The organism is Streptomyces sp. NPDC040718, assembly GCF_055593565.1.
Genome location: NZ_JBVIXO010000020.1, coordinates 111,484 through 126,060 on the forward strand (window position 1 = coordinate 111,484; position 14,577 = coordinate 126,060).

Here is a 14,577-nt window from a genome sequence, read left to right on the forward strand (position 1 = left end):
ACGAGACGCCTTGGAGTACCCGTGAGCGACCGGCTCCCACCCGACGCCCATCTCTTCCCCGCATCCCCGGGACAGGAACGGCTGTGGTTCCTGGACCGGATGAACGAGGCGGCCGGCAAGGCGTACGGCCTCGCCGTACGGATGGACCTGCGCGGCTCCCTGGAGCGCACCGCGCTGCAGGCCGCACTGAGCGCCGTCGTCGAACGCCACGAGGCGCTGCACACCGGACTGCGCCAGTTCGACGGCACCCTCACGCAGGTCGTCGTACCCGGTGTGACCGTCTCCCTGCCCGTCGTCGACCTCGGCAGCCGCGGTCTGGACGCCGGTCAGCTCGACCGCGAGCTCCAGCAGCTGCTGCGCCGGGAGGCGCAGCGCGGCTGGAACCTGGCCCAACCGCCGCTGCTGCGCGGCCTGCTGGTCCGGCTCACGGACACCCACCACGTCCTGCTGCTGTGCGTGCACCACGCCGTGTGCGACGGCCTGTCCCTCCAGGTCGTCCTGCGCGAACTGCTGGAGCACTACACCGGAGGCGGCCCCGGCGACGCCGAACCGCCCCTCCAGTTCGCCGACTACGTCGTCTGGAACAACGGCGGCGAGGAGTCCCCCGACCCCGACTGGTCCGCCCACCGCCAGGCCGCCCGCGACCACTGGGCCCGGACCCTGGCCGGCGCCCCGCAGGTCCTCGAACTCCCCGTCGACCGGCGCCGGCCGGCGCTGCAGTCCTACACCGGCGCCCGGGTGCCCGTCCGGCTGGACGCGCCCTTCGCCGACCGGATCCGCGACTGGTCCGCCGAGCGCGGGGTGACCCCCTTCACCACGCTCCTCGCCGCCTACGTCGTCGTGCTCGCCCGCAACGCCGGCGCCGACGACCTCCTCGTCGGCATACCGGTCGCCAACCGCTCCCACGCCGACCTCGCCGACACCGTCGGCTACCTGGCGAACACCTGCCCGCTCCGCGCAGACCTGCGCGCCGAACCGACCCTCGGCGAACTGGTCCGGCAGCTGTACGACCGGCTCGGCGGCGTCCTCGAACACGGGGACCTCCCCTTCGGCGAGCTGGTGGAGCTCCTGGCGCCCCCGCGCATGCCCGAGCGCAGCCCCGTCTTCCAGGTGATGTTCGGCCTCCAGCAGGACGTGCGCCGCGGCTGGGACCTGCCCGGCCTGCGCGTGGACGTCGAGGACGTCGACGGCGGCAACGCCCGCGTCGACCTGTCGCTGTTCCTCTTCGAGGAGGGCGCGGGCGCGATCGACGGCTTCCTGGAGTACGCCTCGGCGCTGTTCGACCACACCACCGCCGAACGGTTCACCGACCAGCTGCACACCGTGCTCCGGCAGATCCTGCGCGACGCCGACGTCACGGTGTCGTCCGTCGACCTGGCCGCGGACGGCTCGCACCCCGTACTCGACCCCTTCCTCGACGGCGGCCCGCTGGAACAGCCGTGGCCCCTGGTGTGGCCGCGGATCCGGGAGCTGGCGTCGAGCAGCCCCCGCGCCGAGGCCGTGCGGGACGACGAGACCGTCCTCGACTACGGCCGGCTCGCCGAGCGCGTCGACGCCGCGGCGGCGCGGCTGCGCGCAGCCGGAGCGTCGTCCGGGGACCGCGTCGCCGTCCTCGCCGAGCGCGGTGTCCGTGCGGTGATCGCGATGCTGGCCTGCTGGCGGGCGGGCGCCGTGTACGTGCCGGTCGATCCGGCCGCGCCGCTGCCGCGCCGCGAACTGATCCTGGAGCAGGCCGCTCCCGCCGTCCTCGTCTGCGAGGCCCCGGACGACCTGCCGCCCGCGTACCGGGACCGCGCGGTCGCGCTGTCCGCCCTCACGGACCCGGCGCCGGCCGGCGGACCGGAGCCGGAACCGGCCACCGCGCCGCAGGACCCCGCGTACCTGATGTTCACCTCGGGCTCCACCGGCCGCCCCAAGGGCGTGGTCGTCAGCCACGGCAACCTCGCCTCGTTCCTGCACGCCATGACGGGGCGGCTCGCCCTCGGCACCGGCGACCGCCTGCTGGCCCTGACCACCACCGCGTTCGACATCTCGCTGCTGGAGCTCCTCGGCCCGCTCGTCACCGGCGGCACGGTCGTCGTGGCGCCCTCCTCGGCGCAGCGCGGCGCCGCCGACCTCGCCGCCCGGCTCAGCACCCCCGGCCTGACCGTTGCCCAGGCCACCCCGGCGGTCTGGCGGCTGGCCATGTCCGCGGGCTGGCGGCCGCGTCCGGGCTTCAAGCTCCTCTCCGGCGGCGAGGCACTGCCGCCGGACCTCGCCGACCTGCTGGCCCACACCCCGGCCGAGGTGCACAACCTGTACGGCCCCACCGAGACCACCATCTGGTCCTGCGCGGCGGCCGTCCGGCCCGGCGAGCCGGTCACCATCGGCCGGCCCCTGCCCGGCACCCGCGCCCTGGTGGCCGACCCGGGCCTGCGCCCGGTCCCGCCAGGCGTCTGCGGCGAACTGTTCATCGGCGGCCCCGGCGTGGCCCTCGGCTACCTCGACGACCCGGAGCGCACCGCCGCACGGTTCGTACCGGACCCGTACCGCACCGGTGAACGGCTCTACCGCACCGGCGACGTCGTACGGCTGCGCACGGACGGGCTGATCGAGTTCGTCGGCCGCGCCGACGAGCAGGTCAAGGTCCGCGGCCACCGCATCGAACTGGGCGAGATCGAGAGCGCGCTGCGCGGCCTCGACGGGGTACGGGACGCCGCGGCCACCGTCCTCGACCCGCGCGGCAACGCCCGTATCGCCGGCTACCTGGTGGCAGGCCAGGGCGCCCTGGAAACGGCCGGACAGGCGGCCCGGCTGCGGCAGGCCCTCGCCGAGACGCTGCCCGCCGCCATGCTGCCCTCCGAGCTCTACGCCGTCGAGGAGATCCCGCTCAACCCGAACGGCAAGGTCGACCGCCGCGCCCTGCCGGGCACCGGCCGACGCCTGGAGGGCGGCAGCGAACGCGTCGCCCCGTCGACCGACGCCGAGCGGGCCGTCGCCGCACTGTGGTGCGAACTCCTCGACCTTCCCGAAGTCGGGATCCACGAGGACTTCTTCGGACTCGGCGGACACTCGCTTCTCGCCGCGGACCTGCTCCAGCGCATCGAACGCGATCTCGGTGCCCGGGTTCCCGTGGCCGAGTTCTTCATGGAACCGACCGTCGCACGCCTCGCCGGAACCGTCGGCCAGCTGCACGGCGGCGCGGACCACGCACCACCCCAAGACCCGGACGGGCGTGCGGGGCAGACCGCAGAGCCCTCGCCCGAGGGCGGAACGGCGGACGACGGCTGGGACTTCCCCACGCTGCGCCGCTCGACCGCGACCCCCGGCTCCGACCCCGCTCCCCTGGAGGTTTCGCAGTGACCCGGCCCGACGCCACCGAGAACTTCACCGACGCCCTACACCGCGTGCTCGAAGACCGCGGAGCGGAATCAGCCGCCCCGCTCTCCGTGGAGCAGCGCCGCCTGTGGCTGCTCAGCGGCATAGCCGGCGGCTCCTGGGCCGTCGTGACCGGCCGGTACCAGCTCAAGGGCGCCCCGGACGCCGCCCGGCTCCAGCTGCGGCTGGCCGCCCTGGTCTCCCGCCACGAGGCGCTGCGCAGCGTCTTCGTCGAGGTCGCGGGACGTCCCGCCCGCCTGGTCCTCCCCTTCGCGGAGGTGGCACTGCGCACCGTGAACGCGCCCGGGGCCGCCGACGGCGAGCGGACCCAGGAGCTCGTCCGCCACCTCGTCGAGGAGGACTTCTCCCTCGGCCACGGACCGCTGCTGCGCGTCCTGCTGCTGCGCTCCGCCGACGGAGGCGCCGAACTCGTCCTCGCCGGACACCGTCTCGTCCTCGACGCGACCTCCCTGGACCTGCTCGTCGCCGAACTGCTGGGCGACGGCGAGCCGGAGGGCTCCGCGGACACCGCCGGGGCGCTGGAGCAGGCCCTCGGCGCAGAGCGCGAGCGACTCGCCGAGGCCGGTCTGGAGGCCGCCGTGGCCGACTGGGCCAAGGAGCTCGCCCGCCCCGCCGCGACCGAGATCCCCAGCTTCGGCCCGCGCCCCGACATCAAGTCGAACGCCTCCGCCTCCGTGGTCCTGCCGCTCCCCGTCGCCCTCGCCGCACGCGGTGCCGAGGCCGCCGACTGGGACGCCGCGGTCGCCGCCGCCTGGCTCGTCGTCCTCATGCGCTCCCAGGCCACGGGCGCCGCCGCCTGCGGCGTCCGTACGGTCCGCGGCGGGGACCTGCGCACCGTCGTCGGCCCCCTCGACGCCCTGCGCCCGGTCCGCGTGGACGGCGCGGACGAGCTGCCGCTGCCCGAACTCGTCGCCGCGGTCGGGCGACAGCTGCGCACCCCCGCCGTCGACGTCCCGCTGGCCCACCTCCTCGAAGTGGCGCCGCCGCGCCGGGACATCAGCCGTACCCCCTACGTGCAGACCGTCGTCCGGGCCGTCGACGCCCGCGAGCCGCTCGGCGGCGCCTCGGGCACCGCCCGGCAGGTCCCCAACGCCGCGTCCGGCACCGAGTACGACCTCGACGTGACGGTCGTCCTCCAGCGCGGCGTGGCCGTCGCCCAGATCGACTACGACACCGAGCTGTACTCGGAGGAGCGGGTGCGCGCCCTGGGCAACCAGCTCGCCGCGGTCCTCGACGCGATCCTGCCCGGCGGCCCCGCCGACGTCACCGGCGCCGTCGTACCGCTGCTCGGCGCCGAGGGCTCCCGCATCGCCCTCGAAGCCGGATTCGGCGCACGGACCGCCGCCGACACCCGCTCGCTCGTCGACCTCGTCGAGGAGCAGGCCGCCACCACCCCCGGCGCCGTCGCGCTGCGCCAGGACGGCAACGACGTCACGTACGCCCAGCTGTGGTCGGACGCCACGCGGCTCGCCGACGAGCTGGCGGCGCGCGGAGTGCGCCCCGGCGACCGCGTCGCCGTATGGCTGCACCGCCGCCCCTCGACGGTCACCGCGCTGCTGGCCACGCTCGCCGCCGGCGCGGCCTTCGTGCCCGTCGACGCCGCCTACCCGGAGGAGCGGGTGCGCTACCTGCTCTCCGACTCGCGGCCCTCGCTGGTGATCACCGAGAGCTCCGTCCAGCCGCTCGGAGACCTCGGCGTCCCCACCCTGCTCCTGGACGGGCTGACGGGCACCCGCACGGAGGGCGGCGCCCGCCGCCCCGACCGGGTCCCGGCCACCGCGCCCGCCTACCTCATCTACACCTCCGGTACCACCGGACGCCCCAAGGGCGTCGTCGTCACCCACGCGAACGTCGTCAACAACATCGGCTGGCGCCAGGCGAACTGGCAGCTCACCGGGGACGACCGGGTCCTGCACAACCACAGCTTCTGCTTCGACCCGTCCGTCTGGGCGACGTTCTGGCCGCTGGCCGCCGGCGCCTCCATCGTCCTCGCCACCGAGGAGCAGATGAAGGACCCGGCCGCACTGATCTCCACGCTCCGCGACCACCAGGTCTCCGTCCTGGGCGGCGTGCCCTCCCTGCTGTCCCTGCTCCTCGACGACGACGAGGCCGGCACCTGCACCCGCATGCGCCTGGTGCTCAGCGGCGGCGAGCCCCTCACGGACACCCTGCTGGAACGAGTCGAGTCCACCTGGTCCGCCGAGGTCGCCAACCTCTACGGCCCGACCGAGGCCACCATCGACGCCACCGGCCACCGGGTGCCGCGCGGCGACCGCACGGTCCCCGTACCGATCGGGCGCCCCGTCGACAACTGCGGCGTGCACATCGTCGACGCCGCGCTGCGGCCCGTGCCGGACGGCGTTCCGGGCGAGATCGTCGTCACCGGTGCGGGCGTCGCCCTCGGCTACCACGACCGCCCCGCGCTGACCGCGGCCCGCTTCCTGCCCAACCCGTTCGCCGCCGCCGGGGACACCGGCACCAGCCTCTACCGCACCGGCGACATGGGCCGCAGGCTCCCCGACGGCTCCATCCAGTTCTTCGGCCGCGTCGACGACCAGGTCAAGATCCGCGGCCACCGCGTCGAGCTCTCCGAGGTCGAATCGGTCCTCCAGGCCGTACCCGGAGTCCGCGACGCCGCCGTGGTGGCCCTCGACGCCGGCACCGAGAACGCCCGCCTCGCGGCCGCCCTGGTCCTCCCCGCCGACGGCGACGCGGCGGACGGCACGTCCGTCGAGCAGGTCCGTGCCGCACTCGCCGAGGAGCTGCCCGGCTACCTGGTGCCCGACCGGTTCACGGTGCTGGACGAGCTGCCGCTCACCTCCAACGGCAAGGTCGACCGCCGCGCCGTCGCCGAGCTGCTGTCCCGGCAGACCGCGGCGCCCGCCGCCGGCCAGGACGCCCCCGCCGAGCCCCGCAACGCGCTGGAGCGCTCCGTCGCCGAGGCCTTCGCCTCCGTACTGCGCGTCCCCGCCGTCGACATCCACGCCGACTTCTTCGACCTGGGCGGCACCTCGCTGATCCTCGCGAAGCTGGCCTCCCTGCTCGGCCGCCGCCACGACGTCGAGATCCCGCTGCACGAGTTCTTCCGCACGCCGACGGTCGCCGGCGTCTCCGAGACCATCGAGATCTACCGCCGCGAGGGCCTCGCCGGCGTCCTCGGCCGCAAGCACGCCGCGACCCTGGAGGGCGACGGCACCCTCGACCCGTCGATCAGCCCCGAAGGACTGCCCGAGGCCGACTGGGAGAACCCGCAGCGGGTCTTCCTCACCGGCGCCACCGGATACCTCGGCCTCCACCTCGTCGAGCAGCTGCTGCGCCGCACCGGAGCAGAGGTCGTGACCCTCTGCCGCGCCCGCGACGAGGAGCACGCGCTCGAACGCCTCCGGGAGGGGTTCGCCCTCTACGAGATCGACGTCGAGGACCAGTTCCACCGCGTCCGCGCCGTCGTCGGCGACCTCGCCGAGCCCCGCCTGGGCCTGACCGAGGAGCAGTGGGACGACCTCGCCTCCACCGTCGACGTGATCTACCACAACGGCGCGCTCGTCAACTTCGTCTACCCCTACTCGGCGCTCAAGGCCGCCAACGTGGGCGGTACCCAGCGCGTCCTGGAACTGGCCTGCACCACCCGCCTCAAGGCCGTCCACCACGTCTCCACCATCGACACCCTCCTCGCCACGCACATGCCGCGCCCGTTCCTGGAGAACGACGCCCCGCTGCACTCCGCGGTCGGCGTACCGGCCGGCTACACCGGCAGCAAGTGGGTGGCCGAGAAGGTCGTCGACGAGGCCCGCCGCCGTGGCATCCCGGTCACCGTGTTCCGCCCCGGTCTGATCCTCGGCCACACGAAGAACGGCGCCACCCAGACCATCGACTACCTGCTGGTCGCGCTCCGCGGATTCCTGCCCATGCGGATCCTGCCCGACTACCCCCGCATCTTCGACGTGATCCCGGTCGACTACGTGGCCTCCGCCATCGTGCACATCTCGGGCAAGCGCGAGGCGATCGACGGGTTCTACCACCTCTTCAACCCGGAGCCGGTGCCGCTGCGCACCTTCTGCGACTGGATCAAGGGGTACGGCTACGAGTTCGACATCGTGCCCTTCGAGGAGGGAAGGCGCCGCGCCCTCGGCGTCGGCCCCGGCCACCTCCTGTACCCGCTCGTCCCCCTCATCAAGGACGCCGAGGCGGAGCCGCACCGGGCCCTCGACCCCAAGCACATGGACGAGGTCCAGCCCGCCCTGGAGTGCGCCGAGACGCTCCGCATGCTGGAGGGCAGCGACATCGCCTGCCCGCCGACCACGGAGGCCGACGCCCACGCCGTCATGGACTACCTGGTGCGCACCGGATTCATGCCGGCTCCCGCGGACGTCGTCCACGACCCCATCACCCCGTCGGAAGCCCGATGAACGCACCCACCACCCCGCTCCGGCACCCGGAGGGCCAGCCCGACTACGTGGCCGAGGTGGCCACGGTGCCCTTCCGCCTCGGACGCCCCGAGGAACTGCCCGCGACGCTCGGCGAGCTCCGCGACGCCGTCGCGGAGCGGGCGGGCGAGGCCGCACGCGGCCTCGCCCGCCCGGCGGCCCGGACGGGCCTCGCCGCCCTGCTGGACCAGGCCAGGCAGACCCGCGACGCGCTGCCCCGGGTCGGCCTCGGCCCGGTCGGCGAGGACCCGGCGGAGTCCGAGGCCAACCGCGACAACGACCTCGCCTTCGGCATCGTCCGCACCCGCGGCCCGGTGACCGAACTCCTGGTGGACGCCGCCCTCGCCGCCCTCATCGGCATCCTGGAAGTCGCCGTGGACCACGGCTCCGACCTGGACGAGACGGCCTGGGAGCGGTTCCTCGGAGGTTTCGACGCGCTGCTCGGCTGGCTCGCCGACCCGCACAGCGCACCGCAGCCCCTGCCGGTCCCGGCGGCCGGCCCGCCCGGTCCGCCCGTCCACCAGGACGCGCTGCGCCGCTGGGTGCGCGGACACCACGTCTTCATGGTCTTCGCCCAGGCGTGCGCGCTCGCCACCGCATGCCTGCGCGACAGCGCCGACCGGGAGGACCTCCCCGGCGCGGAGGCGTCCGCCGCGGCGGCCGTGGCACTGATGCGAGGCTGCCAGGGGGCCCTGCTCTACGCGGGGGACGCCAACCGCGAGCAGTACAACGAGCAGATACGCCCCACCCTCATGCCGCCGGTCGCGCCGCCCAAGATGAGCGGCCTGCACTGGCGCGACCACGAGGTGCTCATCGCCGGTCTGGCCGGCTCCCGGGGCGCCTGGGAGTGGCTCGCCGGCCAGGGCTCCGACCGGCCCGCCGCCTTCCGGGCCGCCCTCGCCGAGGCGTACGACTCCCACATCGGAGTGTGCGAGCACTTCGTCGGCGACGCGTCCCCGAGCCTGCTGGCCACCGAGGGCTCGTCCCGGTCCGCCGTCGGCGTCATCGGCCAGTTCCGCAAGATCCGGCTGCGCTCGCTCCCCGAGCCGCCCGTCACGACCGAGGGGGAAGCCTCGTGATCCGCGGTTCCCACGCGCTGCGCGAGGGCCTCGCCCGCTACGGTCCCGCCGCCGCGGCCTGCGCCGCGGCGGCGTACGCCGCCACCTCGCTCACCTCGCCGCGGCCCCGCCCCGACGGATCGGCCGCCGAGGAGTTCTCCGCGGAACGCGCCATGCGCCACGTCCACGCGGTCGCCGTCGAACCCCACCCGGTCGGCTCCCGGGCCGCGCACCGCGTCCGCGACTACCTGCTCTCCGAACTCAAGGAACTGGGCTTCGAGACGGAGGTCCAGGAGGCCGTCTCCGGCCACGACCTGGGGCCCACGCCCTACGGCCCCCGCTACCTGACGGGCGGGCGGGTACAGAACGTCATCGGCCGGCTTCCGGGCTCCGTACCCGGACGTGCCGTCCTCCTGATGACGCACTACGACTCGGTGTCGCAGGGCCCCGGCGCCAGCGACGCCGGCGTCCCGGTGGCCGCGCTGCTGGAGGCGGTCCGCGCCCTGCGGGCCGGGGGCGGGCAGCCCGTCAACGACGTCCTCGTGGTGTTCACCGACGGTGAGGAAGCCGGACTGCTGGGCGCCCGCGCGTTCTTCGACCGGCACCCGCTCGCGCGCACCGTGGGCGTGGCGTTCAACTTCGAGGCCCGCGGCACCGAAGGCCCCGTCCTGATGTTCGAGGCCGGTCCGGGCAACGGACCGATGGTGGAGGAGCTCGCCCGCACCGGCGTGCCCGTGTTCGCCAGCTCCCTCTTCGACGCCATCTACCGGCGGATGCCCAACGCCACCGACTTCGCGCTGGTCAAGGAACGGGGGATCCCCGGCCTGAACTTCGCCCACATCGGCGGCTTCGCGGCCTACCACGGCCCCCTCGACGACATCGAGCACGTCGACCCCGCGGCGCTCCAGCACCACGGCGAACTCGCCCTGGCCCTGACCCGCCGCCTCGGCTCCGCCGACCTCGCCGAGCTCGGCGGCCAGGACGCGGTCTTCTTCCCCGCCGGGCGCGGCCGTCTCGTCCGCATCCCCGGCAAGGCCGTCGTCCCCCTGACGGCCGCGGCGGGCCTGCTGTGGGCCGGTTCGATGCGGCACGCGCTGCGCAAGGGCGGCCTGACGGGCGGCCGGCTGGCCGGCACCAGCGCCCTGCTCGCCGCGCGCATCGCAGCGGGCGCGGCCGCCGGCACGGCGTTCACCGCGGCCATGGGCAAGCTGGCACCCGAGTTCCGCCGGCACGGCGACTTCCACGGCTCCGGAGACATCTACGCCGCGGTCGCCGGACTCGCCTGCGCCGCCGTCTTCACGGGCCCCGCCGGCCGGACGGCAGCCACCGCCCGCACGGCCGGGGCCACCCTTCCGCTCGCGGCCGCCTCGGCGGCCCTCGCCGCCGGCCTGCCGGGCGGGAGCTACCTGACGACCTGGCCGCTGGTCGGCGCGGGCGCCGGCCTGTGCCTCCTCGGCGCGGAGCGCCCGGGCGAGGCCCGGCGGGCGCCGTCCGTACGGCACGCCCTGGGCGCGGCCGCTGCCGCGGCCCCGGCTGCCGCCCTCTTCGTACCGCTGTCCCGGCTGCTCTTCAAGGGCCTGACCCCGCGCCTGGCCGGAACCGCGGTCGTCGCCCTCCAACTGTGCGGCGAACTGGCCGCACCCGCACTGGCGGAACTTCCCCGCCCGGTGCGCAGGGCCGCCGCCGCAGGAGGCCTCCTGCTGGCCGGCGGTGTGGCCGCGCGGCGCTTCCTGCGCCGCGGCAAGGGAGCGCCGCCGCCCGAGACGATCAGCCACCTCCTCGACCCCGAGCGCGCCGAGGCACTGTGGATCAGCAGTGACGAGTCCGCCTCCGAGCGCACGCGCGCCTTCCTCGGCGACCAGCCGGCCAAGGGCCGTCTCCCGGAGCACTTCCCGGGCTGGGAGCGGGACTTCCTCCACGCGCCGGCCCCCCGGCTCGACCTGCCGGCTCCCGAGGTGACCGTCGTGGAGGACGCGGCCGGAGAGGCCGGCCGCCGGCGCCTGCTGCTCCACCTGCGCTCACCCCGCGGCGCACGCCAGCTGTCCCTGGCCGTCGTCGGCGGCGGGGTACGCCGCTGGCGCGTCGAGGACGGCACCTGGTCGCAGCCCGCCGCCGTACCGGCGGAGAACGACAGCTGGGAGCTGTGGCTGCACGCCGTACCCGACGCGGGCATCCGCGTCGAAATCGAACTTCCGTCGTCCGGGACCCGGCTCAGGGTCCTCGACCGGATCGACGGACTGCCGCGGTCCCTCGCGGCGGCCCCGGGCACCGATCCCGCCACCGGGATCCCGGAGCACATCACCCCTGCGGCCGCCCTCGACGTCGACACCTGGGGCAACGCCTCACTCGTCGTCCGGAGGGTGCACCTGCCGGCCCAGGAAGGGCCGGCATGACAACGAAAGGAGTGACCAGCATGACCACCTTCCTGGGTGAAGACGACTCCGTCCTCTGCACCGTCGTCGCCAACGACTTCGGCCAGTACTCGATCTGGCCGCAGGAACGCCGAGTCCCGGACGGCTGGCGTCCGACCGGGTTCGACGGCCCGCGCAGCGCATGCCTGGAACACATCGAGACGGTATGGGACGGGCCGACCCCCGCCCGCGCCGCCTGATCCCGCACCACCACACAAGGAGAGACACCACCATGTCCGTCACCCTCGACAACACCTCCTCCGCCCAGAACCCCGCCGGTGGCCCGCCGGTCGGCAAGGCTCCGCTCGACATGGACGGCCTGGCCTGGATCCTCTTCGGCGCCTCGGCCTTCCAGTACCTGAACGCCGCCTGCGAGCTCAACCTCTTCGAGCTGCTGGAGGACAAGCCCGGCCTGACCAAGCCGCAGATCGGCGCCGAGCTCGGCCTGGCCGACCGCGCCAACGACATCCTGCTGCTGGGCGCCACCGCCACCGGCATGCTCACCGTCGAGGACGGCCGCTACCAGCTCGCCACCGTCCTGGCCGAGCTCCTCAAGACCGACGACTGGCAGCGCTTCAAGGACACCGTCGGCTTCGAGCAGTACGTCTGCTACGAGGGCCAGATGGACTTCACCGAGTCGCTGCGCGCCAACAGCAACGTCGGCCTGCGCCGGGTCCGCGGCTCCGGCCGCGACCTGTACCACCGCCTGCACGAGAACCCGCAGATGGAGCAGGCCTTCTACAAGTACATGCGGTCCTGGTCGGAGCTGGCCAACCAGCACCTGGTCGAGATCCTGGACCTCTCCGGCACCTCCAAGCTGCTCGACTGCGGCGGCGGCGACGCCGTCAACTCGATCGCGCTGGCCCAGGCCAACCCGCACATCGAGGCCGGCATCCTGGAGATCCCGCCGACCGCCCCGCTGACCGAGAAGAAGATCGCCGAGGCCGGCCTCAGCGAGCGCATCACGGTCAAGCCCGGTGACATGCACGCGGACGAGTTCCCCACCGGCTACGACACGGTGATGTTCGCCCACCAGCTCGTCATCTGGACGCCGGAGGAGAACACCGCGCTGCTGCGGAAGGCCTACAACGCCCTGCCCGAGGGCGGCCGCGTGATCATCTTCAACTCGATGTCCAACGACGAGGGTGACGGCCCGGTCGTGGCGGCGCTCGACAGCGTCTACTTCGCCGCGCTGCCGGCCGAGGGCGGGATGATCTACTCCTGGGCCACCTACGAGGAGTCCCTGACCAAGGCCGGCTTCGACCCCGCCTCCTTCGAGCGGATCGAGTTCCCGGGCTGGACCCCCCACGGCGTCATCATCGCCACCAAGTAATCAACGGCCCGTGCAGCGGCCCGGTCCCGCCCCCGAGGGGGCGGAGGCCGGGCCGCGGCACGGGCCGTCCGTCATCCCGCACCGGGCGGAGGACCTGATGCTGACCACGCCGGAAAAAGAAAAGGTGAGGATCGTTCGCTGGCCGCTGGAGACGGCGAAGCGGGAGAGATGCAGGGAACTCGGAGCCCTGCGGCTGCTCCTCGTGGAGAACGGCGCGACGCCACCGCTGACCGCGGACCCGCGGGAGGACTGGGTGAGGACCCCGGTCAGCAGGGAGGACCTCGCGGCACGGGTCACCGCGCTGCGCGCCAAGGCCAGTGCCTACCGCGTCCCCACCCTCGACGTGGACGGCGAACTGAGCTTCGGCGGCGACTCGGTGGTGCTGTCCCCGACGGAGGTGGCCATCGTCGCCGAACTCGTGCGCAACTACGGCTCACTGGTGGCCAGAGAAGCCCTGGCACACCTGTCGGCGGCCCCCCGCGCCAACAGCCGCAACGCCCTCGACCTGCACATGATGCGGATACGGCGGCGCATCGCCCCGCTCGGGCTGGGCATCAGCACGGCCTGGGGCCGCGGGTACCTGCTCCAGGAGACCGCGCAGGACGCGCCCGGACAGGAGCCGGAAACGTCGGACGGGGCGCTCGCCGTCGGCTGACGGCAAACGCCCCGCGTCCCGTGTCCCGGGCCCGCCGGCTCAGCGCGGCTCGGCCATCGCCAGGCCCTCGCTGACCACGGGCCAGGACCGGCCCTCCAGCCACGCGGCCAGGTCCGGTGCCACCGTCGCGTCGACGGAGAGGACCGCGAGCCCCGTCGGAGAATCCGCGGAGTCCTCGATCCACAGGTCCTCGACGTTCACGTTCAGCTCGCTCACATCGGCCAGCAGCCGGGCGAGTTCGCCCTCGCGGTCCGTGAGCAGCACCTGCACCGTGTCGTAGGCGCGCCCCTGGGCCCCGTACTTCTGCGGGATCAGCGACTGCCCGGACCTGCCCTCCTCGAGCAGCCGGCGCAGCAGCTCGCGGTAGGCCGCCACCTGCGTCGGTCCGGCCTCCGGGGCGTCGGCCAGGACGCGCAGGGTACGCCTGGTCATTTCGAGGTCGTGCTGCAGGCCCTCCAGCGCTCCGAGCACCGCGGTGGCGTTGGACCCGAGGATCTCCGTCCACAGCGCAGGGTCGCCGGCCGCGATGCGGGTGAAGTCGCGCAGTCCGGAGCCGGACAACCCGAGCGCCCTCTCGTCATACGACCGCAGCATCCGGGCCATCAGACTGCTGACCAGGTGCGGGAGATGGGAAGTCATCGCGATGGCCCGGTCGTGGGTCTCCGCGTCCATCGTCACCGCGTCCGCGCCGCACAGGCCGATCAGCTGACGGGCGGCGGCGGTCGTCTCCTGAGAGGTGTCCGCGCTCGGGGTGAGGATCCACGGCTTGGCCTGGAAGAGGTCGCTGCGGGCCGCGCCGGGGCCGGGGTGTTCCCGGCCGGCGATGGGATGCCCCCCGACGAAGCGGGAGGCATCCCAGCCGAAGTCGGCTCCGGCAGCCGGGAGCGACGCCTTGACGCTCGCCACGTCCGTGTAGTGCCGGGCGATCCGCCGCCGCTGGGCATCGGCCAGGGCGGCGTTCACGCTGCGCGGGGGCACGGCGATGACCGCCAGGTCCGTCCTGTCCGCGGGGGCGAGCGCGGTGCCCGCCCCCATGGCCTCGGCGATCCGTACCGACTCCGCATGGACGTCCTGCAGATGGACCCGTACACCGCGCTGCGTGAGGGCGAGGCCGATGGAGGTTCCGATCAGCCCGGTACCGATCACGGTCACCGTGTTGAGCACATCCGACCCGTGCGTGCGTTCGATTGCGATCACCTTGTCGTCACTCCGTTCCGGGCCGGCTCAGTAGCGGTAGTGGTCGGGCTTGTAGGGGCCCTCGACCTTGACGCCGATGTAGGAGGCCTGCTCGGGGCGGAGGGTGGTGAGCTTGACGCCC

9 protein-coding genes are annotated in these 14,577 nt (G+C 74.1%); 7 read left to right on the forward strand and 2 right to left on the reverse strand.

The window, feature by feature from the left end; all coding sequences use genetic code 11:
• Positions 1–21: 21 nt before the first annotated feature.
• The 7 genes from ACZ597_RS32880 to ACZ597_RS32910 all read left to right on the forward strand — a co-directional run bounded on the left by ACZ597_RS32880 (position 22) and on the right by ACZ597_RS32910 (position 13,259).
• Complete coding sequence (locus tag ACZ597_RS32880) at positions 22–3,342, forward strand: non-ribosomal peptide synthetase (RefSeq protein ID WP_471338528.1); 3,321 nt, start codon at positions 22–24, stop codon at positions 3,340–3,342.
• Complete coding sequence (locus ACZ597_RS32885) at positions 3,339–7,784, forward strand: amino acid adenylation domain-containing protein (RefSeq protein ID WP_471338530.1); 4,446 nt, start codon at positions 3,339–3,341, stop codon at positions 7,782–7,784. The genes ACZ597_RS32880 and ACZ597_RS32885 overlap by 4 nt, the downstream gene beginning before the upstream one ends.
• Positions 7,781–8,881, forward strand: a complete 1,101-nt coding sequence (locus tag ACZ597_RS32890) for a hypothetical protein (RefSeq protein ID WP_471338532.1) — start codon at positions 7,781–7,783, stop codon at positions 8,879–8,881. The genes ACZ597_RS32885 and ACZ597_RS32890 overlap by 4 nt, the downstream gene beginning before the upstream one ends.
• On the forward strand, positions 8,878–11,253 hold the full coding sequence (locus ACZ597_RS32895; protein WP_471338534.1) for a M20/M25/M40 family metallo-hydrolase: 2,376 nt from the start codon (positions 8,878–8,880) through the stop codon (positions 11,251–11,253). Before ACZ597_RS32890 ends, ACZ597_RS32895 begins: the two co-directional genes overlap by 4 nt.
• A 20-nt stretch (positions 11,254–11,273) precedes the next feature.
• Positions 11,274–11,471, forward strand: coding sequence for an MbtH family NRPS accessory protein (locus tag ACZ597_RS32900; RefSeq protein WP_471338536.1), 198 nt, complete (start codon positions 11,274–11,276; stop codon positions 11,469–11,471).
• 32 nt (positions 11,472–11,503) lie between these two features.
• Positions 11,504–12,604: a methyltransferase gene (locus ACZ597_RS32905; protein WP_471338538.1), complete on the forward strand. Its 1,101-nt coding sequence runs from the start codon at positions 11,504–11,506 to the stop codon at positions 12,602–12,604.
• A gap of 124 nt (positions 12,605–12,728) precedes the next feature.
• The gene (locus ACZ597_RS32910; RefSeq protein ID WP_471338540.1) at positions 12,729–13,259 is read left to right on the forward strand and encodes a winged helix-turn-helix domain-containing protein; all 531 of its coding nucleotides are present in this window, start codon (positions 12,729–12,731) and stop codon (positions 13,257–13,259) included.
• 39 nt (positions 13,260–13,298) lie between these two features.
• On the opposite strand, the gene ACZ597_RS32915 is transcribed toward ACZ597_RS32910, so the two are convergent.
• Together ACZ597_RS32915 and ACZ597_RS32920 are read right to left on the reverse strand one after the other, a co-directional pair.
• Entirely contained in the window at positions 13,299–14,456 is a 1,158-nt protein-coding gene (locus ACZ597_RS32915) for a prephenate dehydrogenase (protein ID WP_471338542.1), read from the reverse strand.
• Between the two features lie 27 nt (positions 14,457–14,483).
• Positions 14,484–14,577 (reverse strand): adenosylhomocysteinase (locus ACZ597_RS32920; protein WP_381153455.1); only part of this gene is annotated, 94 nt, incomplete at its 5' end.